The organism is Vibrio metoecus (assembly GCF_009665255.1).
Taxonomy (GTDB): Bacteria; Pseudomonadota; Gammaproteobacteria; order Enterobacterales; family Vibrionaceae; genus Vibrio; species Vibrio metoecus_B.
Genome location: NZ_CP035686.1, coordinates 546,157 through 572,171, shown reverse-complemented (window position 1 = coordinate 572,171; position 26,015 = coordinate 546,157). Strand labels below are relative to the sequence as shown.

The following is a 26,015-nucleotide window of genomic DNA, read 5'->3' as shown; positions in this document are numbered from 1 at the left end:
CATTGTAATGGATAGCGCCTTAATAAATACAGGCTTCAGACAGTGCTTGGGCAACGATTGGACGCGCTTGTTCCGACAGTTGGGTCAAAGGTAGACGCAGATCACCATTTGTGATCAATCCCATTTTGTGGGCCGCCCATTTCACTGGGATTGGGCTAGATTCGATAAACAGATTTTTGTGCAACGTCATTAAACGTTGATTGATGATTTCCGCTTCTTCAAATTTTCCTTCCAGAGCCAAATGCATCATCTTCGCCATATCGGCAGCTGCGATGTTGTTGGTCACAGAAATCACACCTTGACCACCAAGTTTCACAAACTCAAGACCGGTTGCGTCATCGCCACTGAGCAGCACAAACCCTTTCTTACACATTTCAAGGTGTTTAGCCACGCGGCTGAGATCGCCCGTTGCATCTTTTAAAGCCACAATATTCTTGATTTCAGATAAACGAGCAACCGTTTCTGGACGCATATCGACTGCCGTACGCCCTGGAACGTTATACAAAATCACAGGAATGTCGGTTTCTTGCGCAATCGCATTATAGTGAAGGAACAGCCCCTCTTGAGTCGGCTTATTGTAGTAGGGCGTAACACTCAAATAACCGGATATGCCGGTGTTATTGAGCAGACGACTGAATGTAACCGCTTCATGCGTTGCATTAGCCCCCGTTCCCGCAATAATCGGAAGTCGGCCTTCAGCAAACTCAACAGTTTTAGCAACCACCTTTACGTGTTCTTCGACCGTCAGCGTGGCGGATTCACCCGTGGTGCCGACAGACACAATCGCATCGGTTCCAGCATCAACATGGAAATCGACTAACTTTTTCAGGCTGATATAGTCGACCTCTCCGTCTGGAGTAAATGGGGTAATTAACGCAACGATACTTCCTGAAAACATGTCTATCTCCCTAATCTGATACTCTCAGCATGGTAATGCATGGCGCTAAAAAAAGACAAGCGGAGAAATGGGCTTAAATCGCCATGCGGATGAATATTGATAAGACGCCCTCATAAAATGGCATCTCGATGAATCGTCTTTATACACAGTGCGGCCGAGTGGGTGTCAAACCACCGTCATTTTCAGGGGCATAGCACGGAAAAACGCGTTTGCTCACGGTTTTTCTATACTTTAACTGTGTTAACATGCCCGAAAAATCATCTTAAAGTGACAGTATGACTCAGCATCTTGTGATCACCGCCGTGGGCACCGACAGACCCGGCATTTGTAATGAAGTGGTTCGATTGGTTACCCAAGCGGGTTGCAACATCATCGATAGCCGTATTGCTTTGTTTGGAAAGGAGTTTACTCTCCTGATGTTGATCTCCGGCTCCCCAAGCAGCATCACTCGCGTTGAAACAACACTCCCTTTGCTTGGTCAACAACATGATCTGATTACTATGATGAAACGTACTTCACCTCATGATCATCAAAGTCATGCTTATACCGTTGAGGTATATGTTGAGTCTGACGATAAATTGGGGCTAACGGAAAAGTTCACTCAGTTTTTCGCTCAACGCCAAATCGGTATGGCCTCACTCAGCGCACAAACCATCAGCAAGGAAAAGCTGCACAGTGAGCAAGATCAGTTCCATATTGCGATTGGAGCGCGTGTGGATTCCGGCTGTAATCTGATGCAACTGCAAGAAGAGTTTGATGCCTTGTGTGAAGAACTTGATGTTCAAGGTTCGCTTAATTTTATAAAAAATAGTCAGTAATCAAAGGGATCACTATGAACACACTCACCGCAGGAACTCCAGCGCCAACCTTTTCTCTGCCTGATCAAGATGGCAAGGCGATTTCACTTGCTGATTTCGCAGGTAAAAAAGTGCTGCTTTATTTTTACCCTAAAGCCATGACACCCGGCTGTACCGTTCAAGCCCAAGGTCTGCGTGATGTTCAAACGGAATTGCAGGCACATAATGTGGTCGTATTAGGCGTCAGCATTGATCCGGTAAAACGTCTCGGCAAGTTCATCGAGCGAGATAACCTCAATTTCACACTGCTGTCAGATGAAGATCACCAAGTGGCGGAACAGTTTGGTGTATGGGGCGAGAAAAAATTCATGGGTAAAGTGTTTGATGGTTTGCATCGCATCAGCTTTTTGATCAATGAACAAGGTGTGATTGAACAGGTATTTGATAAATTCAAAACCACCAACCATCATGAAGTTGTGCTGAACTACCTAAACCAAGCGTAATTCGCTTTCTCTGATAACCCACAAGATTATCTAAATTTAAGGCCAGTCAATGACTGGCCTTATTGTTGCGAGAAAAGAGGGTTACACAATAAAGGCATTGAGTACTTTGTCTTGCTCACGCACGTTTTCGGTCTGTACTTGCATTGCCAAGCTAGCCGCTTTGGCTGAATCAGCAACCAGAGTCGAGAGGTCTTTGATTTTGACCGTGTTAGTGTTGATCTCTTCGGCAACCAAACTCTGCTCTTCAGCTGCTGACGCAATCTGCATATTCATATCGCTGATGCGCTGAATCGCACTGCGGATCCGTTGCAGTGATTCATCGGCACGCTGCGCTTTTTGTACCGCATCATCGGCCGTGTATTTACTTTCATTCATCGCGACCGAAACCGCACTCGCACCACTTTGCAACTGTTCAATCATGCTGCGAATTTCCGTTGTCGATTGCTGTGTACGCTGTGCTAGGGTACGAACTTCATCCGCAACTACCGCGAAACCGCGGCCAGATTCTCCTGCACGCGCAGCCTCAATCGCCGCGTTTAGTGCCAATAAGTTAGTTTGGTCTGCAATATCGTTAATCACTTTTAAGATGGTTTCGATATTCCCCGTCGCCACTTCTAACCCTTTCACCTCTTCTACGGCTTGTTCAATACGTGCTGATAGCGCGTCAATCGAACGCGTAGTATCACTCACGACCTTACTGCCATCTTGTGAGGCTTCATCAGCTTCATGAGCCGCGGCCGCCGCCCCTTGAGCATTGTTGGCAACTTCGGTTGCTGTCACGGCCATCTCGTGCATTGCTGTCGCTAACTGCTCTAACTCTTGCAACTGCTGAGACATGGCACTGGCTGATTCATGAGCCCCTTGTACCGTCTGTTCGGTACCATGCATGATCTCTGCACCAATCCCTTTCAACTGCTGAATACGTTTTTGCAATGTTTCGCTAAATACGTTGAAATCCTTAGCCAATATCGCGAATTCCATATCCGTATTAGTGTCTAGGCGTTTGGTTAAATCACCTTGGCCTGAAGCCACATCTTCAATCGCACGACTTAACGCACCGAGTGGTTTCATCAGCACTTTAATTAAGAAGCTCAGACCAACAATGCTGAGTAATACGCCAATCACGGTGTAAATCAACGAACTGCGACGTAAATCATTCACCATCGCGAACGCGACAGATTCATCAACCACAGCACCGATATACCAATGTTCTGAAGGCACTTGGGCAAACTTAACTAAGTAGTATTTGCCATCAAGCTCAACTCGCTGAGTTCCCTCTTTTAGCTCCACATTGGGCAAAAACTTGCTGAACTTCTCACCGTTATTTTCTGCATTAGGGTGTGCAATCGTAATGCCATCTGCAGTGGTGATAAACAGATAGCCTGCATCGAACAAGTTTATTGAGTTAACCAGTTGCGCTAATTGCGTAAGTTCAACGTCGTAGAACATGGCACCAATAAAATTGCTCTGTTGATAAACGGGGGTGCCGATAGAAATGATGATTTTCTTAGTTGATATATCTACATACGGCTCTGTAACCGTCAGCTTTCCTTCCCGTTTTGCATCGATATACCAAGGACGCTTGCGAGGGTCATAATCGGAGTTTGGCTCCCAGCCATCATCGTTTTCAACAACCGAAGCGTCCGACTCATACCCCAAACCAATCGCTAAAAAGCTGCCTTTTAAATTCGGCGCTTCCAACACGTTTTTCACAAACGTTTTATTGGTTGGGTCAAGTTCCAACACTTCCGTCGTCGATTGGGCTAGCCCCTTTTTACTCGCGAGATCCGACTCTATGGTGTTTTTAACCCCTTTCACCATTTCCATCAGGCTATCTTGCACAAGTGACTCAATCTCCTCACGCACCGTTGAAAGCTGCTGAAAAGAAAGCAGTGCAATAATACACAGTAATAAAGCCGATGAAGCGGCAACGATCTTCTGACTAAACCTCATAATTCCCAATCCTTCTGTTTCTGGGTTCCAGATAACCGCAGTGCGATAAATAATCTTGATTAACCTGACTTTCTTATAAGAGCTATATCGCCAACCTTCTTTACAAACTTTAGTCTGAATTTTTGGTTTTGGGCTGAATGACAAAAAAAAACCAGCATTACGCTGGTTTTTTTATTTACGAATAACTCTCTTTACTCGGCTCTTCATCGATACTAGGAAGGGCTTTCCATACCGCTTTTACTAAAGTTGCGAGGGGAATGGCAAAGAATACGCCCCAAAATCCCCACAATCCGCCAAATACCAGAACAGCGATAATAATAGCAACAGGATGTAAGTTAACCGCTTCAGAAAACAGTACGGGAACCAACACGTTGCCATCCAGAGCTTGGATAATGCCGTAAGCAATCAGCAGCGTATAAAACGGTGGAGTTAATCCCCATTGGAACAAAGCAACAATCGCAACAGGTACAGTCACGGCCGCCGCACCAATATAGGGAATCAACACGGATAGACCAACCGCAACCGCTAGCAGCACGGAGTAACGTAGATCTAAAATCGCGAAAGTGATGTAACTGACGGTTCCCACAATCACAATTTCCAGCACTTTACCGCGGATGTAGTTAGAAATTTGTTGGTTCATTTCTTCCCATACTTTGGTGGCGAGCTTACGGTTACGTGGCAGAATACCGCTCGCCATACGCAACATCTCTTGCTTATCTTTCAACAAGAAGAACACCAAAAGCGGAACCAGAATCAAATAAACCCCTAATGTTGCTAAACTCACTAAAGACGCTAACGAGCCTTTCACGACAGTTTCGCCCATGCCAAGCACTTTGTTTTTCGCATTGTTGATGACCGATTCCACGATCTCTAAATGCGCTAATTCTGGAAAACGCTCCGGCAGAGTGGTGATGAACTTTTGCGTACCGTTGTACATGTTTGGAACATCATTAATTAAGTTGCCCACTTGCTTCCAAATTGTCGGAACCAATCCGAATACCGCCAGAATCATCAAACTAGTAAACACGGTAATCACAATGATCACCGCTAAGGTACGAGGAATGCGTAAACGGCGCAGTTGAGTCACTGGCCACTCAAGCAGATAAGCGAGCACAATCGCAACCAATAACGGTGCAATTAGATGCCCAAAGAAATAGATGGTAATAAAACCAAACAGCAAAATCGCTACCAAACTGGCAGCATGTGGATCGGAGAAGCGTCGTTTATACCAACGACTGACCATTTCAAACATTAAACGAAGTCTCCTTACTCACCATGAGCGAACAATGATCGTGTTTTTGAGTACGCTGACATTGTACTGGCTGTTGAGCCATATATTGTTCAATGTCACGTAATGAGGCGGGATCGGCAATCAAAATGGTCAGCGATTCATTGGGTAGCAGTGCTGCCGTTGCCCGTTTAGCCAGCAATAATGCCAGAGGGCAGCGTTGCTCCCGCAAATCGAGAATATTCGGTTCCATTCTGCCGCTTAATCCTTAATATAGGTGGCACATTGTATCGGCTTTCGGTCAGGGTTACACCTATTGTGCGTTCGCAGGTGGCGGATTTTGACAGGAAATTCACTACAGGATAGTCAGCTTGAGAAACCAATTGGGTTCGACTGTGTCTTACTGGCAGATAAACTCGGAGCATTCACCGCCATTATGAAATTCTTCCCGACTCGCACTCTGTTATGTTTGTGTATTGCTGCGCAATGCCTCCCTGCGGTTGCACAAACGGAAGCGATCGAACTGCCTGATATCGGCACCGTCGCAGGTTCCACCTTGACCATAGATCAAGAGCTGATTTATGGCGATGCCTACATGCGCATGCTGCGCAATAATCAACCGGTGATTAATGATCCGGTTCTGAATGAGTACATTGACAGTTTGGGGCATCAATTAGTCGCCAATGCCAATGATGTCAAAACCCCCTTCACTTTCTTTTTAATCCGCGATCGCAACATCAACGCTTTTGCGTTTTTTGGCGGTTACGTAGCTCTGCATTCAGGGCTCTTTCTACATGCACAAAGTGAAAGTGAACTGGCTTCGGTCATGGCGCACGAAATTGCCCACGTGACCCAGCGCCACCTCGCCCGAAGTATGGAAGAGCAAGCCCGCCGTTCACCGGCGACCATTGCTGCTCTGGCGGGATCTTTGTTACTTGCCATTGCCGCCCCAGAAGCGGGGATTGCTGCGATCAACGCCACGCTAGCTGGTAGCATTCAAGGGCAAATTAACTACACACGCAGTAATGAAAAAGAAGCCGACCGATTCGGCATCGCAACCTTAGCCAAAGCAGGGTTTGATGCCAATGCGATGCCACTGTTTTTTAGCCGCTTAGCCGATGAATATCGTTATGCCAGTAAGCCGCCACCAATGCTGCTAACACACCCGTTACCGGAAGATCGCATCACAGATAGTCGTGAACGAGCACGGCAATATCCACCGCTCAAGCTCGCCCCTCATCTGAATTACCACTTGGCGCGAGCACGAATCATTGCTCGTTATGCAGGGATTGAGGCAGATGCTGCTTTAGATTGGTTTGCACGCACGGAGAAAAAAATCGATGCAACACTGCAACCATCTATCCTTTATGGTAAAGCCTTGGTTTATCTCGATCAGAAACTGTTTGATAAAGCAGCCCTTCTGCTCACTCAACTTATTAAAGAGCAGCCCGATAACCATTTTTATCTCGATGCGATCAGTGATCTTTATCTCGGCACTCAGCAAGCGGCTAAAGCACAGAATTTACTGGAAAACGCACTGAAACGAACACCGAACAATTCGGTATTAACCATTAACTATGCCAATGTGCTGCTGAAACAAGATAAGTTCGATGACGCCATTCGCATTTTACAGCGTTATACCCATGACAACCCCAATGACATCAATGGTTGGCAATTACTCTCTGAAGCAAATAGCCGCTTAGGAAATAGCGCCGAAGACTTAGCGGCTCGTGGTGAAATGATGGCGCTGCAGGCAAACTGGAACAAAGCAATTCAGTTTTATACCCAAGCAAGCCAACTGGTTGAACTCGGTAGCCTCGCTCAGGCTCGTTATGATGCGCGCATTGATCAATTAATGGTTCAGCGTGAACGCTTTTTATCCCTCCAATAATAAAATCTGATTAAGGAGAATCCATGTCAGTCGTGATCTATCACAACCCCAAATGCTCAAAAAGCCGTGAAACCTTAGCCTTGCTCGAAAACCAAGGCATCACACCTCAAGTCATTAAATATTTAGAGGAATCCCCTTCTGTTGCAGAGCTTAAACATCTGTATCAACAGCTAGGGCTGAACGATGTTCGGGGATGATGCGTTGTAAAGAAGATCTGTACAAAGAGCTTAATCTAGGCAATAGCCAACTCAGTGATGATGACCTGTTTGCCGCGATGGCTGAACACCCCAAACTGATTGAACGCCCTATCGTGGTCTGTAACGATCAAGCTCGGCATGGCCGACCACCCGAGCAAGTGCTCGAAATCCTATGATTTCGGTTGTTGTCCTTTATTACAGTCGGCATGGCAGCACCCTAGCCCTCGCACGCCAGATCGCTCGGGGTATTGAATCGGTCACGGGCTGCCAAGCTCTACTGCGTACCGTTCCTGAGTGGGATGAAAACGAGCGCGCAAGCGATCCTTATCTTACTTTGGAAGAGCTAAAACAATGTGATGCTTTGGCCTTTGGCAGCCCAGTTTGGTTTGGCAATATGGCAGCCCCATTAAAGCACTTCTGGGATCAAACTACGCCACTTTGGCTCAGTGGCGCACTGATCGATAAGCCGGCTTGTGTCTTTACTTCCTCCGCCACTTTGCATGGTGGGCAAGAAACTACCCAACAAAGCATGATGCTGCCCCTGTTGCATCACGGTATGTTGATCTTAGGGATTCCCTACTCAGAACCAGCTTTGCACACGACTCAATCTGGTGGAACACCTTATGGTGCTAGCCATGTTCATCAACAAAAATCGCTCTCACCGGAAGAGGCAGAGCTGGCACGCCAGTTAGGAAAACGCCTCGCCAATGTGGCCAAACAGTTAAAAGGATCGGTATGACCACACCTAACATGCAACCTCGTACTGCGTTTTATCGCTGGTTGGCACTCAGTGCCAATCTGGGGCTATTGGTTTGGATTGTCTTATGGCAATTGAAACTCTCTCCCCATCCCCATCTCAATGCCATCGCATTAGCGGTAGGGTGGGTGCTCCCTCTATTACTGCCTCTTTGGGGGATCCTCAAAGGCAAGCCTTATACCCATGCATGGGCTAACTTCGTGCTGATGCTCTATTTTTTGCACGCCCTGACCTTATTGTATGTAGATGGGGGTGAGCGTTGGCTAGCATTGATTGAGCTTGCACTCACTTTCGCCGCTTTCATTGGTAATACACTGTATGCTCGCTTGCGCGGTCAAGAACTGGGGTTAAAACTCACCAAACTGTCAGAGGTTGAAAAGCAGGAAAAATCACGTTTTGACCACCCATGATCTTTTTGCTCATTGAGGGCTAATCACCAGAAAGATACCGCTTGTTTGCCCTCTCCCAGCGTAGATGAATAAAAAAATAGCGCCTCTGTAGGCGCTATTTTTATCGATACGATTTTTGATGATTTAACCTTGCCAAGAAAAATACAGCGTAGTGGATGACGCTGGTTGAGGCGCGACTGCTGGCTCTTGGTTTTCATTCAATGAGCCTTCGGTTGGGGTATCTGAAGTAAGGTTATCGGTTGCAGAAACATCATCTTGCGGCGCTTCCATTCGTACCACTTGTCCCATTCTCACCACTTCATTAGCAAACTCATCAACGCTCGCCAGCAAGTGCACTTTAAAAGTCACTTCTGTTCCCTGAATTTTCAGAATATCCAGAGAAGCAACTGAGCTTAAACGCTTAAGTTTGTTTTCAACCACAAAAAAATCTTGCGCACTATCGAGCGGACCAAATTGGGCAAGCACAGATTGTGAAGATTCACTACTCACCACCACCGCACTCTTGCTTGCATAATAATCACTGATTTCATCAATCATCTCACTGGCCGCTTGCTCACCAGAAGCTTGACCCGATATGGGGGATTTGGGCTGAGCCACCATGGTGTTTGCCGCCTGATCAAACAACGTCCAGCGAACATCGGAACCTTGAACACGTACCACTAAAACCGCATCGGTTGGATAACGTTGGCTCGCCGCACTGATCGGGTTAATAAAGCCGCCCCATAGATCGGAAACTTGTACCCCTGTGACATCATCAAAATCACCGACCGGAACCGTCAGTGGTAAACCACGCACACGTGCACGGTTTTTCATTTGGCTCAGCACGGGTGTATCGGCGTGTTCCCAGCTAATGCTGCGATCATAATTAGCCTCTTCCACCAACCAGACCAACAGATTGCTGCGGCTTTCTGGCCAAAACGGCAATTGAGCTTGAGTTAACAAAGAGCGTATGTGTGGCGCACTAAATTGCAAACGCAGCACAGATTGTGTGCCTTGTTGCTGAGTGCTGATCTGCGTAATGTATTGGTTATTTTGGCGCAACGCTTTCTGCACCGCATCATTCTTAAGAGAGTCTTGGCTGCCTGTCGCACGCACAATTACTTCTTCCATACCACGTACACGAGCAGTGGCATCCGCGTTATTTTGTTGGGGATCAATCGCAACTTCTGCTTGATACAAGTTGACTCGAGTGAGGGCGAATGCGGGAAACGTGAGCAATCCCATCATCAACACAGCTAAATAGCGCATACCATACCTACATTCTGTTTACTGAACGACGATGATAAGCAACTATCCTGAGTTCAGCAAGGCAAGAGGTTACAGGAGTGCGTCAGAATTTGTGCGACGCGATCCACGTCGTTTTTACGATTGACTAATAAACCTGTCATTTTTTGATCTCATTCCGCTCGCAATCGATTGCAGAAGTGATAGAATCCCGCGAATTTTTATTTAGTTCAGGGAAAATACGATGAAAAATGCCATACAAGGCGCGCAAATGCTGTTTGTTGCATTCGGCGCGTTGGTTCTGGTCCCACTGTTGACGGGACTCGATCCAAACGTAGCACTGTTCGGTGCTGGTTTAGGAACTCTGCTTTTCCAATTGATTACCCGCCGCTCAGTCCCCATCTTTCTCGCCTCTTCTTTTGCTTTTATTGCTCCCATCATGTTCGGCATCCAAACTTGGGGCATTCCTGCCACCATGGGTGGGTTGATGGCAGCCGGTGCGGTGTATATCGTTCTCGGTGGCATCATCAAGGTGCGTGGTGTAGAAATCATCCATAAATTGTTGCCTCCTGTCGTAGTGGGTCCGGTCATCATGGTGATTGGTTTGGGGCTTGCGCCAGCGGCTGTCAACATGGCGCTAGGTAAAACTGGGGACGGTTCCGTCCAACTGGTTGACCCACAAGCAGCACTGTGGATTTCTTGTCTTTCACTTTTGGTCACCGTGGTTTTCAGTGTCTTCGCGAAAGGCTTTTTCAAGCTTGTACCGATTCTCGCGGGCATCATCACGGGTTATGTACTATCGCTCGTACTCGGAGTCGTGAGCTTTGCCGCCGTAGAACAAGCCGCTTGGCTGGCGCTGCCAAACTTTACTTTCCCTGAGTTTAATATCAACGCGATTCTGTTTATGATCCCCGTTGCGATCGCTCCAGCGGTTGAACATGTGGGTGATATGCTGGCGATCTCCAACGTCACCAACAAAGATTACCTGAAGAAACCGGGCTTACACCGCACGATTGCGGGTGACGGAGTCGCCACTATTGCGGCAACAATGCTCGGCGCGCCACCCAATACCACTTACAGTGAAGTCACTGGTGCGGTTATGTTAACTCGCGCCTTTAATCCGGCGATCATGACTTGGGCGGCCATCACCGCTATTGTGCTGGCTTTGGTCGGTAAACTCGGCGCACTGCTGCAAACCATCCCTGTGCCGGTTATGGGCGGGATCATGATCCTACTGTTTGGCTCCATCGCCACCGTCGGTTTGAACACGCTGATCAAAAATCATGTTGACCTACACAAATCCCGCAACCTCGTGATTGTGGCAGTAACACTGGTCTTTGGTATCGGTGGCATGGCATTCGGCATCGGTGATTTCAGCCTACAAGGCGTGAGCTTATGCGGTATTGTTGCGATCATCCTAAACCTAGTGTTGCCAAAAGATTTGGGTGAAAACCACGTGGTGGATAACGCGCAGATGGAAGAAGAAGCGCGTCATTAATCTCATGTTGGTTAATTCTCCCCTTGTTACTTGAGTTTCAAGTCGCAGGGGATAAACGGCCTCTTACTGAGGCCGTTTTGGTAAACGTTAATTCTCTTCTTGGCATAAATCCGCAAACTGACCACGCGTTAAGCGTGCTAAATCTTGCGGTGATAATTCAATTTCCAAACCACGCTTACCCGCACTCACACAAACAGTCGTTTGCATTTCCGCGCTTTGATGGATAAAGGTCGGCAGTGCTTTTTTCTGACCGAGAGGGCTGATCCCCCCGACCACATAACCTGTCGTTTTTTCTGCAATATCCGGCTTCGCCATCTCAGCTTTTTTGGCTTTGGCTGCTTTCGCTGCCAGTTTCAAATTCAGTTTTAAATCGACTGGGATAATGGCTACCGCGAGATTTTTCTCTTCCCCGTTCATACAAAACAATAAGGTTTTGAAGACCCGCTTCGGATCTTGGCCGAGCGCCTGTGCCGCTTCTAAGCCATAGCTAGCATGGTTAGGATCATGTTCATACTGATGAATGGTATGCGGGATTTTATTTTTCTTTGCAAGATTGATGGCTGGAGTCATGAATCGCGTGTCCTCATTTACTCACACTGCGGATTAGGCAGATAAAACTCAGTTCCATATGGGTATGGAAAAACAAAAAAGCGGTGTTTTCACACCGCCTGTCAGTAAACGCAATTCGACGCGCTGAGTCAAACCTTATTAACGGTAAACAATTTCACCCGCCGGTGCGAATCGTTTTACGTCAATCGGGCTGTTTGCTTCAAGGAAATCTTTCAGCACTTCCGCATCCACAAAACCAGTGTTGACATAACCTGGATGATCCGAGACTTTCGGATAACCATCACCACCTGCGGCGTTAAAGCTTGGGATAGTGAAGCGGTAAGTCGCATCCAAACGCAGTGGTTTACCACTGATGACCACGTTAGAGACTTTGCCATCCGCCACCGTCATAGAGATACCCGCAAATTGAGCATAGGCACCTGAATCAACCGGCTTGGTCGCTACCACATTTAAGTAATCCAGCACTTCCTGACCATTCATATCCACATAAGTCAGAATGTTGCCAAATGGCTGCACTTTCAGTACATCTTTGTACGTAATGTCACCCGCTTGGATTGAGTCACGCACGCCGCCTGAGTTCATAATCGCGAAATCCGCTTTTGCTCGTTGCATGTGCGCCATTGCAATCATGCGCCCTAAGTTGGTTTGCTCAAAACGCACGATGTTACGGTCGCCTTCCAGCTTACCGTTGCTTTTTGCAATCTTAATACCTAATTGCTCTTGGCCTTTCTCTTGGTAAGGGCGTAGGAAGTCGAGCATCGCGGTATCTTCTTTAATTTCAGATGTCGCAAACACACGTTTGCTTTCGCCATTTACTTCCACTTTTTTCTTCAGGTTAACTGGAACTAGATTGTAGCTAACCATATTTAGCTCACCATTACGAAATTCATAATCCGCACGGCCAACATATTTACCCCATTCATAAGCCTGAACGATGTAGGTACCGTTTTGCATGTCAGGTTTACAAGCATCGCCCGGTTCAAAATTCTTTTTGACCAGATTTGGGCCTTCCATACACACAGGCTCTTGTGAGTGACCACCCACAATCATGTCCAGCTCACCCTCAGGTAGGAAACGAGCCAGAGCGACATCCCCCGGAGCATTCACACCATGCTCACCATTTTGGTAGTGACCCATGTGAGTGACGGCAATGATCAAATCCGGCTTCTCATTTTTCTTCAGCTCAGCAATCACTTGCTTCGCTTCTGCTTTTGGATCACGGAAATCAATACCACCGATATATTCTGGGTTACCAATTTTCGCGGTGTCTTCGGTGGTTAAACCGATGACAGCAATCTTGATCCCTTGCTTATCAAAAATATGGTACGGTTCAAACAGACGTTTGCCAGTGGCTTTGTCGTAAATGTTGGCAGAAAGCATTGGGAAATTCGCCCACTCTTTTTGCTTAAACAAAACGTCGATTGGGTTATCGAACTCATGGTTACCAAGCGCCATCGCATCGTAACCAATTTTGCTCATCCCTTTAAAATCAGGCTCTGCATCTTGCAGATCAGACTCTGGAACACCCGTGTTGATGTCACCACCGGACAGCAGTAACACACTGCCACCTTGCGCTTCAATTTCAGCACGCATTTGGTCGATCAGCGTCTTACGTGCTGCCATGCCGTATTCGCCATACTGGTTTTGCCAGAAACGACCATGATGATCATTGGTGTGCAAAATAGTCAGTTTATAGGTTTTGTCTGCTTCCCACTGGTGAGCGGGTTGGGTTGCACAACCTGCCAGAGAGGCAATAATGGCTGCACTGAGTACGGATTTTAGAATGAGGCCTTGTTTCATTGTCATACCTTTGAACTGATGAAAACCACTGCTGAAGTGTATTGATGAGCGCTCGTACGGCGCATACGCTTCCCACTGCCACTGCTTGATGCGCGGGTAAAACTTGACTTAGTTTAAAGTAACGAAATTGATGAGACAGCTTGATTTCATATTTATGTAGGATGGATCACCTAAAACGAGCCAATTACATGTAATCAAGGATGAGAGTTAAGAAGATAATCAGCCTCGATCACAGGCAAACGTTTTACTGATAAAATGGCAGGTACTCTCATTTTGTGCACGCAAGCGTTTAACCTACACAAACCCTCTTTTGCAAGAATTGTGTACCCCATCCCCTACGGTGCATGAGAGATGAAAAAGCCATCCGAAGATGGCTTTAAATCGATGTTTATCTGGCTATCACGCTTATCGGATATCGATGTGTGCAAAATTTTTGATCAGATCATCTAACGCTTTCATTTGCACAAGGAATGGCTCTAACTTATCCAGCGGCAGAGCCGATGGGCCATCACACTTCGCTTTCTCTGGATTTGGGTGCGCTTCAATAAACAAACCGGCAATACCCGTTGCCAAACCCGCTTTCGCCAGTTCAACCGTCTGCTCACGACGGCCACCCGATGCCGCACCAGAAGGATCACGCATTTGCAGTGAGTGAGTCACATCAAAAATGATTGGGCTGCCATTAGAGGCTTGCTTCATCACGCCAAAACCGAGCATATCCACAACAAGGTTGTCGTAACCATGGCAAGAACCACGCTCACACAAAATCACTTTGTCGTTGCCACACTCAGAAAACTTCTCAACGATGTTGCCCACTTGACCAGGACTCATGAATTGCGGTTTTTTCACGTTGATCACGGCACCAGTTTTCGCCATCGCTTCAACCAGATCCGTTTGACGCGCCAAAAAGGCAGGCAATTGAATCACATCCACCACATCCGCAACAGGTTGTGCCTGCTCAGCCGTGTGCACATCTGTAATGATTTTCACGCCAAAAGTTTGTTTCAACTCTTGGAAAATTTTCATGCCTTCTTCCAAGCCAGGGCCACGGTAAGAGTGTACCGAGCTGCGATTCGCTTTATCAAAAGAAGCTTTGAACACATAAGGGATACCGAGCTTCTCGGTGACTTTTACGTAGTATTCGCAAATTTGCATCGCCAAATCACGCGATTCCAACACGTTCATACCAGCAAACAGGGTAAACGGTTTATCGTTGGCTACCGGAATATCACCGACATGGACAATTTTATGTTCCATCTTCATCTCTCTTGTTGGGTTAATGCAGCGTCACGTGCGTATCGTGACTGAGCGCATTGACTTGCGTTTTTAACAATTCAGCTGCCGGATCGTTCGGGCATTGGTCAATAAAATATTGATAATCCGAAATGGCAATTTGGTGGCACTCTAACTGCTGATAGATAAAGCCACGATCGCGAATCTCATAAGGATCATCCGGCACAAAAGTAAGTGCCAAATCGGTACATCTTAGCGCCAGAGTATAACGCTCTTCGCGCAACAAGGCACTTTTAAGCAGCGCCAACCAACGACCAATAATGGTCGGGTTATCTACACCTTGTAAATGTTGCGGTTTAAGTTTAGCAAGAGGCCCTTTATGGCCGACTAACCAAGCTTGTAAAGTGTGTTGAGAAACCACTTCACCATTGAATGGGTTGATATAAACCGGCGTTTCATCTGGCCAATTCAGCGACAGCAGAAACTGTGTAGGGAAACTGATGCCATTCAGTGGAAAGCCCAGTTTGCGGCCAAAGTAAAGCAGCAACGCCCCCAAGCTCACGGGAATACCTTTGCGTCGTTCTAAAACCTGATCCATGAAAGCATTGCGTGAATCAAAATAGGCTTCACGATCCCCGCTAAAGCCCCACTCTTGGTAAAACAGACGCAAAAAAGCCTCAAAACGTGCTTTTTCATGCCGCTCATGAACTAAAGCCAACTCAGCCTCTTCAAGCAGACGTACTAACTCAATGTGAGCCCATTCTAGCTGCGTATCAGGGTTGATGGCTTTATTGAGCGCAAGCGCCCCTTCCACCAACTCCATCGCATCAAAATCTTCATCACACAAATTCAGCATGGTTGCTCCTAAGATTAACCAAACAGAATCGGCGCTTTAGTTACCGCAATTTTTCCAGCCATCGCGAGCCAGCCTAATGCGCCAAAAAACGCAAAGCTACGCAGCAGTTTGTTGCGGCCAAATTTGAGAGCAAAAAAGCCTAAAGCAATATAAGCCAGCACACAGGTGAATTTTTCACTCATCCACGGCGCGGCAGCGGTAAAAGGAATGAATCCCGTGATGAAAATCAAACCGATACCGGAAAGCAATAATAAGGTGTCATTAACATGCGGAAAAACTTTGAAAAACTTGCGATCTAAATGCGCGGAATTCAGCATCATCAGCACATAACGAATCGATAGCATGACGACACTAATGCCAATCGTGAATAGGTGGAAATGTTTTAAGCCTTCGTACATTATGATTCTCTTTCCATTTTATATTGTCCGAATGTAACCCGGTCATTGCCGGCATAATCTTGTTCGGTCGTGACGTTTTGGTAGCCGAGTTCCCGCAACAGCGTGCGCACCGCAGCGCCTTGATCGTAACCATGTTCAAACAGTAGCCAGCCGCCGTCGAGCAAAAAATGCGGCGCATGCGTGCTGATATAGCGTATGTCCGCCAAGCCTTTTTCTTTCGCAACCAGTGCACTTTTGGGCTCAAAACGAACATCACCTTGGCTCAGGTGCGGATCACTTTCTTCGATGTACGGTGGGTTGGAGACGATCAAAGCAAACTTCGTACCGTCGGCCAGTGGACTAAACCAACTCCCCTGTAAAAATTGCGTATTGAGAATGCTCAAGCGGGTAGCATTTTCCTGCGCCAATTCCGCCGCTTCAGGGCGTAAATCGATGCCCGTTACCCGACGCTGCGGCAGCTCCGAAGCCAATGCTAATGCAATCGCTCCAGTTCCGGTGCCAAGATCTAGGAGTTCGCCTTCAATCAACGCCGTTTTTTCCAGCGCCAACTCAACCAAACGCTCGGTATCTGGACGCGGAATAAGAGTGGAAGGAGAAACTTTCAGCGGCAGCGACCAAAACTCACGCTCACCGAGGATGTAGGCAATCGGCTCCCCCGCGATGCGGCGAGCCAGTAGCACGTCTAGAGAAGCCAAAGTCGGCTTCTCTAGCATTTTATCTGGCCAAGTCAGCAAATAGGAACGTGGCTTAGCCAGTACATGGCAAAGTAACACAGCGGCATCTAACGCTGGCGAATCACTGCCGCTTTGCTGCAGTTGCTCGGTTGCCGCTTTTAATGCCGCTTCAATGGTGACTGACATGGATTAGTTTTGATCCGCCAGTGCCGCCAATTGGTCCGCTTGGTGTTCATGAATCACCGGTTCAATCAGTGATTGCATGTCGCCTTCCATCACTTCCGTCAGGCGGTATACCGTCAGGTTGATACGGTGATCGGACACCCGACCTTGCGGATAGTTGTAAGTACGAATACGGTCACTACGGTCGCCCGAACCCAGAAGGTTACGACGAGTGTCGGAAATTTCCGCCGCACGTTTTGACTCTTCCGCTTGGGCAATACGCGCCGCCAACACTGACATTGCTTTGGCTTTGTTCTTATGTTGTGAACGCTCATCCTGGCACTCAACAACAATGCCCGTTGGCAAGTGGGTGATACGGATAGCCGAATCGGTGGTGTTAACGTGCTGACCACCCGCGCCAGAGGAGCGGAACGTATCAATTTTCAGATCGCTGGCTTTAATTTCTGGAATTTCCGCTTCTGGAATTTCAGGCATCACCGCAACGGTACAAGCTGAGGTATGGATACGCCCTTGCGCTTCCGTTGCCGGAACACGTTGCACGCGATGACCGCCAGATTCAAACTTCAGCGTACCGTAAGCACCGTCACCGTTGACTTTGGCGATCATCTCTTTGTAACCGCCATGCTCGGCTTCACTTGATGACATCACTTCGATGCGCCAGCCTTTTTTCTCCGCAAAACGGCTGTACATACGGAACAAATCGCCAGCAAAAATACCCGCTTCGTCACCACCTGCACCCGCGCGGATTTCTAAGAAGCAGTTGCGATCATCATTTGGATCTTTTGGCAGCAGCAGAATTTGTAGCTCATCGGTTAGACGCTCAATCGCTGCTTTTGCCGCTTTGATTTCGTCTTGCGCCATTTCGCGCATGTCAGCGTCATCTTCTTGTGCCATTTCTTCGGCAGCAACCAGATCTTCCTTCGCTTGTTGGTAAGCTTGGAAACACTGAGTGATCTCTTCCAGTTGCGAATACTCTTTGGATAGAGCTCGGAATTTATTTTGATCACCAATAACTGTTGGGTCGCCAAGGAGGTGTTGCACCTCTTCGTAGCGCTCAACAAGGGATTCAAGCTTGCTTAAAATCGACGCTTTCATAGTTGCTTCTTTAAACTCTAAGTTGAGATTTAGTTTAAGTCGTCAAGACCCAAACTTTGTCTGATCACGGCCAATTTAGCCGGTTCCCCTTGTTCCGCCGCGGTTTGTAACGCGCGAGTTGGGGTGTGAATTAGTTTGTTGGTCAGTTTGTTGCTTAACTCGATAAGCAGTTTTTCAGGGTCACCGCCTGCGGCTAAAGCTTGTAAGCTCTTACTCAGCAGATCTTCCCGAGTGTCATTGGCTTGCTTACGGTAATCACGAATACTATCGACGGCTTGCAGTGAACGCATCCAACTCATAAAGGTTGCGCTTTCTTCACTGACAATCGCTTCCGCCTGAATCGCTTCCACTTTACGCTGCTCGATATTGCTATCCACGATCGACTGCAAGTCATCCACCGAGTAGAGGTAAGCATCGTTGAGCTTACCGACTTGCGGCTCAATATCACGCGGCACAGCGATATCCACCAACAACATCGGCTGATGGCGGCGCGCTTTAAGCGCGGTTTCGACCATGCCTTTACCGATAATCGGTAAAGGACTAGCGGTAGAGCTGATCACAATATCCGCTTGCGCGAGATGATCTGGAATTTCATTAAGAGCGATCACTTCTGCCCCAAACTGCTCGGCAAGCCCTAAAGCTCGCTCACGCGTACGGTTAGCCACAATCATCCGTTTACAATGATGCCCCGCCAAATGCTTGGCAACCAGTTCAATGGTTTCACCCGCGCCAACTAACAATACCGTGGCATCCGCCAGTGATTCAAAAATGTGTTTCGCTAGAGTACAGGCAGCATACGCTACCGATACCGCACTACCGCCAATCTCAGTTTCAGTGCGTACTCGCTTGGCCACCGAAAAGGTTTTTTGGAACAACTTTTCAGTCGCGGGATTGACGGCGTGATTTTCTCGCGCTTCCGCGTAAGCCTGTTTTACCTGCCCTAATATCTGCGGCTCGCCCAACACTAATGAATCCAAACCACAAGCCACGCGCATCAAATGACGAATCGCGGCTTGCTCTTCATGAACATACAAGCTGGGTTTTAACTCATCCAAACTGACTTGGTGAAACTGGGAGAGCCATTCGATGACCTTATTCTTACTCGCCGATTTCACATCACAGTAAATTTCGGTACGGTTGCACGTTGAAAGGATCACGCCTCCCTTAACGTGTGAACTGCTAGAAAGCTGATTCAGTGCCAAAGAGAGCTTCTCTGGACCGAAGGCCACTTTTTCCCGCAATTCTACCGACGCCGTATTGTGATTGATTCCAATGGCAAGCAAAGACATCTATAGAGAATTCTCAGATAGGGTGATGGACTAGAGGCCGAATTTTACTTGATGCCCTCTTTGATTGAAAGGGCAGACCGGATTTGTTTTCCTGAGTTCGTGAGATCAATGATATAGTTAGCTCGTTTTCGTTCTCGGTTTGGATAAAAAACGCACTATGAATGCTCTCCTACGTCGCCTACTCCCTGGAGTGGCGAGTCTGTTTCTCCTAGCGGGGTGTGCCACCACACCACCACAACCGGTCAATGTTCAGTGGCAATCTCATCAACTCGTATTACAGCAAATTCAAGCCTATCAACTCACTGGTAAGCTCGGTTATATCGCGCCAGATCAGCGGCAATCCTTCAATTTTCAATGGCAAAAAAGTCCGCAGCAACTCTCGCTTCGCTTAACCAATTTCCTCGGCCAAACCGTTCTCAATCTACGTGTGGACGAGCAAGGAGCCCAAGTTGATACTTACGATGATCAAATTTTCCGCGACCAAGATGCACAAAGCCTGATTCGCAATTTGACTGGATTGGATATTCCCGTTGCACAACTCGAAGATTGGATTTTAGGCTTGCCGACCCAAGCGACTCATTATGACCTGAATGAGCAGAACACCCTTGCCACTCTCACCAAACTCGCCTCAACGGCCGAATGGCACGTAGAATACCAACGTTACCAAGCGATTGAGTGGCAACATCAGCCCATTCCGCTGCCTGATAAACTTAAACTCCAGCAAAATAAAACCTCGATTCAACTGGTGATATCACAATGGACGCTGCTCCCATGATCTCTGGCACCACCGTATGGCCATCGCCGGCCAAGCTTAATCTGTTTCTATACATTACAGGTCGTCGAGCTAACGGCTATCACGATCTGCAGACCTTGTTTCAGTTTCTCGATCACGGTGATGAGTTAACCATTACCGCCAACAACAGCGGCAACATCACCTTATCCCCCGCTCTAGCCAATGTCGCGTTAGAAGATAACCTAATTTACAAAGCGGCCATCGCACTCAAAAACGCGAGCCAATCACCACTCGGTGCAGACATTAAACTACACAAGGTGTTGCCTATGGGCGGCGGAATTGGTGGCGGATCATCCAATGCGGCCACCACTTTAGTCGCACTCAATTACTTATGGCAGACTGGACTTAGCGATGATCAATTGGCTGAGATTGGGTTGGCACTGGGTGCCGATGTCCCCGTGTTTACCCGCGGCTTTGCTGCCTTTGCTGAAGGTGTTGGCGAAGAATTATCCGCGGTAGAACCCGAGGAAAAATGGTATTTAGTGGTGCGCCCTGCGGTCAGCATCGCGACAAAAGATATTTTTACTCATTCTGACCTAGTGAGAAATACGCCGAAGCGTGATCTGGCAAGCCTTCTTGCCACTCCTTACGAAAACGATTGCGAAAAAATTGTCCGATCACTGTACCCCGAGGTTGATCAGCAACTTTCATGGCTGCTACAATACGCGCCGTCAAGATTGACCGGGACGGGATCTTGCGTTTTTGCTGAGTTTTCGAGCAGGAAAGATGCACAAGCCGTCTTTGCTCAATTATCTGACAACGTCTTAGCGTTTGTCGCCCAAGGGCGCAATGTTTCACCGCTCAGAAAGACGTTAGCTGACTACCAATCAGCTAAAATCCGACCTTACTAAAAAACTGGACGCAACCCTGAGGTTTCCACCGTGCCTGATATGAAGCTATTTGCTGGTAACGCAATACCCGAACTAGCCCAACGTATTGCAGATCGCCTGTACATTTCCCTTGGTGATGCTACTGTTTCTCGTTTCTCTGATGGTGAAGTAGCAGTACAAATCAATGAAAATGTCCGTGGTAGCGATGTATTTATCATTCAATCCACCTGTGCCCCGACCAATGACAACCTGATGGAACTGGTGGTTATGATTGACGCAATGCGCCGTGCTTCTGCAGGCCGTATTACGGCAGTTATCCCTTACTTTGGTTATGCCCGTCAAGACCGCCGTGTGCGTTCGGCTCGTGTGCCAATCACTGCAAAAGTTGTTGCAGATTTCCTTTCTAACGTTGGTGTTGACCGTGTTCTGACTATCGACCTTCACGCAGAGCAAATCCAAGGCTTCTTCGATGTTCCAGTAGACAACATTTTCGGTACACCTGTACTGCTGGAAGATATGAAAGCGCGTAACTTGGAAGACCCTGTTGTCGTATCACCAGACCTTGGTGGTGTTGTGCGTGCTCGCGCAACAGCGAAAGCACTGGGTGATATCGATATCGCGATCGTTGATAAGCGTCGTCCACGCGCGAACGTATCAGAAGTCATGAACCTAATCGGTGATGTTGAAGGCCGCGACTGTGTGATTGTCGATGATATGATCGACACCGGTGGCACACTGTGTAAAGCCGCTGAAGCATTGAAAGAACGTGGGGCGAAACGCGTATTTGCTTACGCAACGCACGCGGTTTTCTCTGGCAATGCAGCGAAAAACATCAAAAATTCCGTGTTGGATCAAGTGATTGTGACTGACTCTATCACCCTATCGAAAGAGATGGCGGCGACAGGAAAAGTGACTCAATTGACTCTATCAAGCATGCTGGCTGAAGCGATTCGTCGTATCAGCAACGAAGAGTCTATCTCTGCGATGTTTAACTAATCATTGGATAACCTAACCTATCTGCCTGTCAGGTAAGTTGGGGCATCGATGATGCGAAAGCGTTTCATCCTTGATGAAGCGCTTTTTTATTGCCTTTTGTGTGACTCGCACCTCACGGCGGATGTGTGCTATCATACCGCGCTTTTGAGTTTCCGAAGAGATATTCGCCTTGAGTCAACCAATCAAACTCCTTGTCGGACTGGCTAATCCAGGACCTGAATACGCGAAAACACGCCATAACGCAGGTGCTTGGGTTGTCGAAGAATTAGCCCGTATTCACAACGTTACGCTAAAAAATGAGCCGAAATTTTTTGGCCTTACCGGACGTATGTTGATCAATGGTCAAGAATTACGAGTATTAGTCCCAACCACTTTCATGAACCTCTCAGGCAAAGCCATTGCCGCTCTGGCCAACTTTTACCAGATTAAGCCAGAAGAGATCATGGTGGCACACGATGAACTAGACTTACCTCCCGGTATTGCTAAGTTCAAGCAAGGGGGCGGACATGGTGGGCATAACGGACTCAAAGACACCATAAGCAAATTAGGCAACAACAAAGAATTCTATCGTCTACGGCTTGGCATCGGCCATCCGGGACATAAAGACAAAGTAGCCGGTTATGTACTAGGCAAAGCTCCCGCTAAAGAGCAAGAATGCCTTGATGCCGCAGTGGATGAATCTGTTCGCTGCCTTGAGATCCTCATGAAGGATGGCCTCACCAAAGCACAAAATCGTTTACACACTTTCAAAGCTGAATAAGGTTACAGTCATGGGTTTTAAATGTGGCATCGTCGGTTTGCCAAACGTAGGTAAATCAACTCTTTTTAATGCACTGACCAAAGCGGGCATCGAAGCAGCTAACTTCCCGTTTTGTACAATTGAGCCAAACACAGGCGTGGTTCCAGTGCCAGATCCGCGTATGGATGCCTTAGCCGCTATCGTAAAACCAGAGCGCATTCTGCCAACCACCATGGAGTTTGTGGATATCGCAGGTCTGGTTGCAGGCGCATCAAAAGGTGAAGGTCTCGGTAACAAATTCCTTGCTAACATTCGTGAAACCGACGCAATTGGTCACGTTGTGCGCTGCTTTGAAAACGAAAACATCGTTCACGTTGCAGGTAAAGTCTCTCCGCTGGAAGACATCGAAGTCATCAACCTTGAACTGGCACTGGCTGACCTAGACAGTTGTGAGCGTGCGATTTTGCGTCAGAGCAAACGCGCTAAAGGTGGCGATAAAGAAGCGAAATTTGAGCTGACTGTACTGGAAAAACTGCAACCAGTATTAAGCGAAGGCCAATCTGCTCGTTCTGTTAAGCTTACGAAAGAAGAACTCTTGGCCGTCGGTTACTTAAACCTGCTGACACTAAAACCAACCATGTACATTGCTAACGTGAATGAAGATGGTTTTGAGAACAACCCATATCTGGATGCCGTTGTTCAGTTTGCCGCACAAGAAAATGCCTCTGTTGTTGCAGTCTGTGCAGCCATTGAAGCTGAACTTTCTGAACTGGAAGAAGAAGAGCGTGATGAGTTCTTAGCCGATCTGGGCATTGAAGAACCAGGACTAAACCGAGTGATCCGCTCTGGTTACGATCTGCTGAATCTACAAACTTACTTCACCGCTGGCGTGAAAGAAGTGCGTGCATGGACAATTCCTGTCGGTGCTACAGCACCACAGGCAGCAGGGAAGATCCACACTGACTTTGAACGTGGTTTTATCCGTGCAGAAGTGATCGGCTACGATGACTACATCCAATTTAACGGTGAGTCAGGCGCGAAAGATGCTGGTAAATGGCGTTTGGAAGGTAAAGACTACATCGTTAAAGATGGCGATGTGATCCACTTCCGCTTCAACGTTTAAAACTCGCTTCATTGCAAACTAAAAGCCAACCAAAGTGTTGGCTTTTGTTCTTTATCAGCATAAAAAAAATGATCTTTGTTCCCCTCAAAGCGTAATGAATTTGTTGTTTTGTTGATGGTTTTTGATCATAAACACGCCTCTTTGTTTAAAAAAAACTCGAACGGTTGGTTTCAAAGAATTTATTCAAAAAAACTGTTGACGCTCCTAACCCATATCCGCATAATGCGCTCCGTTCTCAGCGATAAGGCATAACGCCTCGACAGAGAAACAAAAATTTGGCTACGTAGCTCAGTTGGTTAGAGCACATCACTCATAATGATGGGGTCACAGGTTCGAATCCCGTCGTAGCCACCAAATTTATACAATTTGATGCTTTTGAACACGCGGTGGTGGCGGAATTGGTAGACGCGCTAGCTTCAGGTGTTAGTGTCCCTAGGACGTGAGGGTTCAAGTCCCTCCTTCCGCACCAAAAGTATCAGGTTGTTAAAAATTTGCGGAAGTGGCGAAATTGGTAGACGCACCAGATTTAGGTTCTGGCGCCGCAAGGTGTAAGAGTTCAAGTCTCTTCTTCCGCACCATTATTTGATGATATTAATCATCACTGCAGGTCTATCGCCAAGCGGTAAGGCAACGGGTTTTGATCCCGTCATCCCATGGTTCGAATCCATGTAGACCTGCCATTTTCTTAACTTTCAACACGGTAAAAACCATTGGAAGTCAGAGCGAGATTGTATTATAGTCTCTCGCTCGAAAAGATGGCTACGTAGCTCAGCTGGTTAGAGCACATCACTCATAATGATGGGGTCACAGGTTCAAATCCCGTCGTAGCCACCATAATACAATTTGATGCATTTAACGCGGTGGTGGCGGAATTGGTAGACGCGCTAGCTTCAGGTGTTAGTGTCCTTCGGACGTGAGGGTTCAAGTCCCTCCTTCCGCACCAAATGTATCGAATTCTGCAGGTCTATCGCCAAGCGGTAAGGCAACGGGTTTTGATCCCGTCATCCCCTGGTTCGAATCCAGGTAGACCTGCCATTATTTCGATGAGTCGAGCAATCGAGTTATCACTAAAATTTGCGGAAGTGGCGAAATTGGTAGACGCACCAGATTTAGGTTCTGGCGCCGCAAGGTGTAAGAGTTCAAGTCTCTTCTTCCGCACCATTATTTGATGATATTAATCATCACTGCAGGTCTATCGCCAAGCGGTAAGGCAACGGGTTTTGATCCCGTCATCCCCTGGTTCGAATCCAGGTAGACCTGCCATTATCTCGATGAATTGAGCATTCAAATCATCAAACAATTTGCGGAAGTGGCGAAATTGGTAGACGCACCAGATTTAGGTTCTGGCGCCGCGAGGCGTAAGAGTTCAAGTCTCTTCTTCCGCACCATATTAAATCTGAAAGGATTTAGAGTGGCTACGTAGCTCAGTTGGTTAGAGCACATCACTCATAATGATGGGGTCACAGGTTCGAATCCCGTCGTAGCCACCAATTACAATTTGATGCATTTAACGCGGTGGTGGCGGAATTGGTAGACGCGCTAGCTTCAGGTGTTAGTGTCCTTCGGACGTGAGGGTTCAAGTCCCTCCTTCCGCACCAAATGTATCGAATTCTGCAGGTCTATCGCCAAGCGGTAAGGCAACGGGTTTTGATCCCGTCATCCCATGGTTCGAATCCATGTAGACCTGCCACTATTTCGATGATTCGAGTAATCGGATTATCACTAAAATTTGCGGAAGTGGCGAAATTGGTAGACGCACCAGATTTAGGTTCTGGCGCCGCAAGGTGTAAGAGTTCAAGTCTCTTCTTCCGCACCATTATTGAAAGCAACGACGATCGTTGTGCAGAATACTGCAGGTCTGTCGCCAAGCGGTAAGGCAACGGGTTTTGATCCCGTCATACCCAGGTTCGAATCCTGGCAGACCTGCCATTATATCGATAGTTTGAGAAATCAAATTATCACTACAATTTGCGGAAGTGGCGAAATTGGTAGACGCACCAGATTTAGGTTCTGGCGCCGCAAGGTGTAAGAGTTCAAGTCTCTTCTTCCGCACCATATAAACAGACCTAGCTTCGGCTAG

At 47.5% G+C, this 26,015-nt stretch carries 24 protein-coding genes, 16 tRNA genes and 1 pseudogene; 28 read left to right on the top strand and 13 right to left on the bottom strand.

Features of this window, described 5'->3' with window-relative positions:
- Positions 1-19 precede the first annotated feature (19 nt).
- Positions 20-898 (bottom strand): 4-hydroxy-tetrahydrodipicolinate synthase, encoded by an 879-nt coding sequence (gene dapA, locus EPB59_RS02710; protein ID WP_000491217.1) that lies wholly within the window; start codon positions 896-898, stop codon positions 20-22.
- A gap of 275 nt (positions 899-1,173) precedes the next feature.
- Here dapA and EPB59_RS02705 point away from each other — a divergent pair, with 275 nt between their 5' ends.
- Together EPB59_RS02705 and bcp are read left to right on the top strand one after the other, a co-directional pair.
- Positions 1,174-1,716, top strand: coding sequence for a glycine cleavage system protein R (locus EPB59_RS02705; RefSeq protein ID WP_000191993.1), 543 nt, complete (start codon positions 1,174-1,176; stop codon positions 1,714-1,716).
- 14 nt (positions 1,717-1,730) lie between these two features.
- A complete protein-coding gene (bcp, locus tag EPB59_RS02700; RefSeq protein WP_055050893.1) occupies positions 1,731-2,198 on the top strand; it encodes a thioredoxin-dependent thiol peroxidase in 468 nt (155 codons plus the stop codon).
- An 81-nt stretch (positions 2,199-2,279) separates the two neighbouring features.
- Here bcp and EPB59_RS02695 read toward each other — a convergent pair whose 3' ends face one another.
- The 3 genes from EPB59_RS02695 to EPB59_RS02685 all read right to left on the bottom strand — a co-directional run bounded on the left by EPB59_RS02695 (position 2,280) and on the right by EPB59_RS02685 (position 5,632).
- Entirely contained in the window at positions 2,280-4,151 is a 1,872-nt protein-coding gene (locus EPB59_RS02695) for a methyl-accepting chemotaxis protein (protein WP_154171491.1), read from the bottom strand.
- A gap of 175 nt (positions 4,152-4,326) precedes the next feature.
- Positions 4,327-5,403, bottom strand: coding sequence for an AI-2E family transporter (locus EPB59_RS02690; RefSeq protein WP_055050891.1), 1,077 nt, complete (start codon positions 5,401-5,403; stop codon positions 4,327-4,329).
- Positions 5,396-5,632, bottom strand: a complete 237-nt coding sequence (locus EPB59_RS02685; RefSeq protein WP_055044326.1) for a sulfurtransferase TusA family protein — start codon at positions 5,630-5,632, stop codon at positions 5,396-5,398. The genes EPB59_RS02690 and EPB59_RS02685 overlap by 8 nt, the downstream gene beginning before the upstream one ends.
- A gap of 183 nt (positions 5,633-5,815) precedes the next feature.
- On the opposite strand from EPB59_RS02685, the gene EPB59_RS02680 reads away from it, so the two are divergent.
- From EPB59_RS02680 to EPB59_RS02665, 4 genes and pseudogenes are all read left to right on the top strand, one after another.
- Positions 5,816-7,270, top strand: coding sequence for a beta-barrel assembly-enhancing protease (locus tag EPB59_RS02680; RefSeq protein WP_055050889.1), 1,455 nt, complete (start codon positions 5,816-5,818; stop codon positions 7,268-7,270).
- A 23-nt stretch (positions 7,271-7,293) separates the two neighbouring features.
- Positions 7,294-7,643 (top strand): annotated as a pseudogene (gene arsC, locus EPB59_RS02675) (arsenate reductase (glutaredoxin)).
- Positions 7,640-8,206: an NAD(P)H:quinone oxidoreductase gene (gene wrbA, locus EPB59_RS02670; RefSeq protein ID WP_134817927.1), complete on the top strand. Its 567-nt coding sequence runs from the start codon at positions 7,640-7,642 to the stop codon at positions 8,204-8,206. The pseudogene arsC and the gene wrbA overlap by 4 nt, the downstream one beginning before the upstream one ends.
- Positions 8,207-8,217: 11 nt before the next feature.
- Positions 8,218-8,634, top strand: coding sequence for a DUF2069 domain-containing protein (locus EPB59_RS02665; RefSeq protein WP_055051178.1), 417 nt, complete (start codon positions 8,218-8,220; stop codon positions 8,632-8,634).
- A gap of 123 nt (positions 8,635-8,757) precedes the next feature.
- Here EPB59_RS02665 and EPB59_RS02660 read toward each other — a convergent pair whose 3' ends face one another.
- Positions 8,758-9,882 carry a DUF2066 domain-containing protein gene (locus tag EPB59_RS02660; RefSeq protein WP_055050886.1) on the bottom strand — a complete coding sequence of 375 codons (1,125 nt, stop codon included), beginning with the start codon at positions 9,880-9,882 and terminating at the stop codon, positions 8,758-8,760.
- A gap of 220 nt (positions 9,883-10,102) precedes the next feature.
- On the opposite strand from EPB59_RS02660, the gene EPB59_RS02655 reads away from it, so the two are divergent.
- Positions 10,103-11,356 carry a uracil-xanthine permease family protein gene (locus EPB59_RS02655; RefSeq protein WP_055050885.1) on the top strand — a complete coding sequence of 418 codons (1,254 nt, stop codon included), beginning with the start codon at positions 10,103-10,105 and terminating at the stop codon, positions 11,354-11,356.
- A gap of 87 nt (positions 11,357-11,443) precedes the next feature.
- On the opposite strand, the gene ybaK is transcribed toward EPB59_RS02655, so the two are convergent.
- The 8 genes from ybaK to hemA form a co-directional block, all read right to left on the bottom strand.
- Positions 11,444-11,926, bottom strand: coding sequence for a Cys-tRNA(Pro) deacylase (gene ybaK / locus EPB59_RS02650; protein ID WP_055050884.1), 483 nt, complete (start codon positions 11,924-11,926; stop codon positions 11,444-11,446).
- A gap of 138 nt (positions 11,927-12,064) precedes the next feature.
- Positions 12,065-13,726 carry a bifunctional UDP-sugar hydrolase/5'-nucleotidase UshA gene (ushA, locus tag EPB59_RS02645; RefSeq protein WP_154171490.1) on the bottom strand — a complete coding sequence of 554 codons (1,662 nt, stop codon included), beginning with the start codon at positions 13,724-13,726 and terminating at the stop codon, positions 12,065-12,067.
- A gap of 405 nt (positions 13,727-14,131) precedes the next feature.
- A complete protein-coding gene (gene kdsA, locus EPB59_RS02640) occupies positions 14,132-14,983 on the bottom strand; it encodes a 3-deoxy-8-phosphooctulonate synthase (protein WP_154171489.1) in 852 nt (283 codons plus the stop codon).
- A gap of 19 nt (positions 14,984-15,002) precedes the next feature.
- Entirely contained in the window at positions 15,003-15,815 is an 813-nt protein-coding gene (locus tag EPB59_RS02635; protein ID WP_154171488.1) for a SirB1 family protein, read from the bottom strand.
- A gap of 14 nt (positions 15,816-15,829) precedes the next feature.
- Positions 15,830-16,213: a SirB2 family protein gene (locus EPB59_RS02630; RefSeq protein ID WP_154171487.1), complete on the bottom strand. Its 384-nt coding sequence runs from the start codon at positions 16,211-16,213 to the stop codon at positions 15,830-15,832.
- Positions 16,213-17,073, bottom strand: coding sequence for a peptide chain release factor N(5)-glutamine methyltransferase (gene prmC / locus EPB59_RS02625; RefSeq protein ID WP_154171486.1), 861 nt, complete (start codon positions 17,071-17,073; stop codon positions 16,213-16,215). The genes EPB59_RS02630 and prmC overlap by 1 nt, the downstream gene beginning before the upstream one ends.
- A gap of 3 nt (positions 17,074-17,076) precedes the next feature.
- Complete coding sequence (gene prfA / locus EPB59_RS02620; protein ID WP_055050880.1) at positions 17,077-18,165, bottom strand: peptide chain release factor 1; 1,089 nt, start codon at positions 18,163-18,165, stop codon at positions 17,077-17,079.
- Positions 18,166-18,194: 29 nt separating this feature from the next.
- Positions 18,195-19,454 (bottom strand): glutamyl-tRNA reductase, encoded by a 1,260-nt coding sequence (gene hemA / locus EPB59_RS02615; protein ID WP_055032908.1) that lies wholly within the window; start codon positions 19,452-19,454, stop codon positions 18,195-18,197.
- A gap of 157 nt (positions 19,455-19,611) precedes the next feature.
- Here hemA and lolB point away from each other — a divergent pair, with 157 nt between their 5' ends.
- The 21 genes from lolB to EPB59_RS02510 all read left to right on the top strand — a co-directional run bounded on the left by lolB (position 19,612) and on the right by EPB59_RS02510 (position 25,990).
- The gene (gene lolB / locus EPB59_RS02610; protein WP_154171485.1) at positions 19,612-20,229 is read left to right on the top strand and encodes a lipoprotein insertase outer membrane protein LolB; all 618 of its coding nucleotides are present in this window, start codon (positions 19,612-19,614) and stop codon (positions 20,227-20,229) included.
- Positions 20,226-21,098 carry a 4-(cytidine 5'-diphospho)-2-C-methyl-D-erythritol kinase gene (gene ispE, locus EPB59_RS02605; protein WP_195707087.1) on the top strand — a complete coding sequence of 291 codons (873 nt, stop codon included), beginning with the start codon at positions 20,226-20,228 and terminating at the stop codon, positions 21,096-21,098. The genes lolB and ispE overlap by 4 nt, the downstream gene beginning before the upstream one ends.
- A gap of 30 nt (positions 21,099-21,128) precedes the next feature.
- Positions 21,129-22,073, top strand: a complete 945-nt coding sequence (locus EPB59_RS02600) for a ribose-phosphate pyrophosphokinase (protein WP_001113134.1) — start codon at positions 21,129-21,131, stop codon at positions 22,071-22,073.
- Positions 22,074-22,242: 169 nt separating this feature from the next.
- The gene (gene pth, locus EPB59_RS02595; protein WP_055050878.1) at positions 22,243-22,833 is read left to right on the top strand and encodes an aminoacyl-tRNA hydrolase; all 591 of its coding nucleotides are present in this window, start codon (positions 22,243-22,245) and stop codon (positions 22,831-22,833) included.
- A 10-nt stretch (positions 22,834-22,843) separates the two neighbouring features.
- The gene (gene ychF / locus EPB59_RS02590) at positions 22,844-23,935 is read left to right on the top strand and encodes a redox-regulated ATPase YchF (RefSeq protein WP_055050877.1); all 1,092 of its coding nucleotides are present in this window, start codon (positions 22,844-22,846) and stop codon (positions 23,933-23,935) included.
- A 277-nt stretch (positions 23,936-24,212) separates the two neighbouring features.
- A tRNA-Met gene (locus EPB59_RS02585) sits at positions 24,213-24,289 on the top strand.
- Positions 24,290-24,318: 29 nt separating this feature from the next.
- Positions 24,319-24,404, top strand: a tRNA-Leu gene (locus tag EPB59_RS02580).
- Between the two features lie 24 nt (positions 24,405-24,428).
- Positions 24,429-24,513, top strand: a tRNA-Leu gene (locus EPB59_RS02575).
- Between the two features lie 27 nt (positions 24,514-24,540).
- Positions 24,541-24,615, top strand: a tRNA-Gln gene (locus EPB59_RS02570).
- Positions 24,616-24,692: 77 nt separating this feature from the next.
- Positions 24,693-24,769, top strand: a tRNA-Met gene (locus EPB59_RS02565).
- A gap of 23 nt (positions 24,770-24,792) precedes the next feature.
- Positions 24,793-24,878, top strand: a tRNA-Leu gene (locus tag EPB59_RS02560).
- Positions 24,879-24,895: 17 nt separating this feature from the next.
- Positions 24,896-24,970: transfer RNA gene (locus EPB59_RS02555), tRNA-Gln, on the top strand.
- Between the two features lie 41 nt (positions 24,971-25,011).
- A tRNA-Leu gene (locus EPB59_RS02550) sits at positions 25,012-25,096 on the top strand.
- A gap of 27 nt (positions 25,097-25,123) precedes the next feature.
- Positions 25,124-25,198: transfer RNA gene (locus EPB59_RS02545), tRNA-Gln, on the top strand.
- Positions 25,199-25,238: 40 nt separating this feature from the next.
- Positions 25,239-25,323 (top strand) — tRNA-Leu (locus EPB59_RS02540).
- A gap of 25 nt (positions 25,324-25,348) precedes the next feature.
- Positions 25,349-25,425 (top strand) — tRNA-Met (locus EPB59_RS02535).
- A gap of 22 nt (positions 25,426-25,447) precedes the next feature.
- Positions 25,448-25,533: transfer RNA gene (locus tag EPB59_RS02530), tRNA-Leu, on the top strand.
- A gap of 17 nt (positions 25,534-25,550) precedes the next feature.
- Positions 25,551-25,625 (top strand) — tRNA-Gln (locus tag EPB59_RS02525).
- A 41-nt stretch (positions 25,626-25,666) separates the two neighbouring features.
- A tRNA-Leu gene (locus EPB59_RS02520) sits at positions 25,667-25,751 on the top strand.
- Between the two features lie 38 nt (positions 25,752-25,789).
- A tRNA-Gln gene (locus tag EPB59_RS02515) sits at positions 25,790-25,864 on the top strand.
- 41 nt (positions 25,865-25,905) lie between these two features.
- A tRNA-Leu gene (locus EPB59_RS02510) sits at positions 25,906-25,990 on the top strand.
- The last annotated feature ends 25 nt before the right edge of the window (positions 25,991-26,015 follow it).

Bases quoted from the DNA above. Each gene is read 5' to 3' on its own strand.
- EPB59_RS02690 (WP_055050891.1), bottom strand. From the start codon at position 5,403: ATGTTTGAAATGGTCAGTCGTTGGTATAAACGACGCTTCTCCGATCCA.
- lolB (WP_154171485.1), top strand. From the start codon at position 19,612: ATGAATGCTCTCCTACGTCGCCTACTCCCTGGAGTGGCGAGTCTGTTT.
- EPB59_RS02705 (WP_000191993.1), top strand. From the start codon at position 1,174: ATGACTCAGCATCTTGTGATCACCGCCGTGGGCACCGACAGACCCGGC.
- hemA (WP_055032908.1), bottom strand. From the start codon at position 19,454: ATGTCTTTGCTTGCCATTGGAATCAATCACAATACGGCGTCGGTAGAA.
- EPB59_RS02630 (WP_154171487.1), bottom strand. From the start codon at position 16,213: ATGTACGAAGGCTTAAAACATTTCCACCTATTCACGATTGGCATTAGT.
- bcp (WP_055050893.1), top strand. From the start codon at position 1,731: ATGAACACACTCACCGCAGGAACTCCAGCGCCAACCTTTTCTCTGCCT.
- prfA (WP_055050880.1), bottom strand. From the start codon at position 18,165: ATGAAAGCGTCGATTTTAAGCAAGCTTGAATCCCTTGTTGAGCGCTAC.
- EPB59_RS02685 (WP_055044326.1), bottom strand. From the start codon at position 5,632: ATGGAACCGAATATTCTCGATTTGCGGGAGCAACGCTGCCCTCTGGCA.
- EPB59_RS02660 (WP_055050886.1), bottom strand. From the start codon at position 9,882: ATGCGCTATTTAGCTGTGTTGATGATGGGATTGCTCACGTTTCCCGCA.
- EPB59_RS02655 (WP_055050885.1), top strand. From the start codon at position 10,103: ATGAAAAATGCCATACAAGGCGCGCAAATGCTGTTTGTTGCATTCGGC.
- ychF (WP_055050877.1), top strand. From the start codon at position 22,844: ATGGGTTTTAAATGTGGCATCGTCGGTTTGCCAAACGTAGGTAAATCA.
- EPB59_RS02635 (WP_154171488.1), bottom strand. From the start codon at position 15,815: ATGCTGAATTTGTGTGATGAAGATTTTGATGCGATGGAGTTGGTGGAA.
- wrbA (WP_134817927.1), top strand. From the start codon at position 7,640: ATGATTTCGGTTGTTGTCCTTTATTACAGTCGGCATGGCAGCACCCTA.
- ybaK (WP_055050884.1), bottom strand. From the start codon at position 11,926: ATGACTCCAGCCATCAATCTTGCAAAGAAAAATAAAATCCCGCATACC.
- EPB59_RS02665 (WP_055051178.1), top strand. From the start codon at position 8,218: ATGCAACCTCGTACTGCGTTTTATCGCTGGTTGGCACTCAGTGCCAAT.
- dapA (WP_000491217.1), bottom strand. From the start codon at position 898: ATGTTTTCAGGAAGTATCGTTGCGTTAATTACCCCATTTACTCCAGAC.
- prmC (WP_154171486.1), bottom strand. From the start codon at position 17,073: ATGTCAGTCACCATTGAAGCGGCATTAAAAGCGGCAACCGAGCAACTG.
- EPB59_RS02695 (WP_154171491.1), bottom strand. From the start codon at position 4,151: ATGAGGTTTAGTCAGAAGATCGTTGCCGCTTCATCGGCTTTATTACTG.
- ispE (WP_195707087.1), top strand. From the start codon at position 20,226: ATGATCTCTGGCACCACCGTATGGCCATCGCCGGCCAAGCTTAATCTG.
- kdsA (WP_154171489.1), bottom strand. From the start codon at position 14,983: ATGGAACATAAAATTGTCCATGTCGGTGATATTCCGGTAGCCAACGAT.
- ushA (WP_154171490.1), bottom strand. From the start codon at position 13,726: ATGAAACAAGGCCTCATTCTAAAATCCGTACTCAGTGCAGCCATTATT.
- EPB59_RS02680 (WP_055050889.1), top strand. From the start codon at position 5,816: ATGAAATTCTTCCCGACTCGCACTCTGTTATGTTTGTGTATTGCTGCG.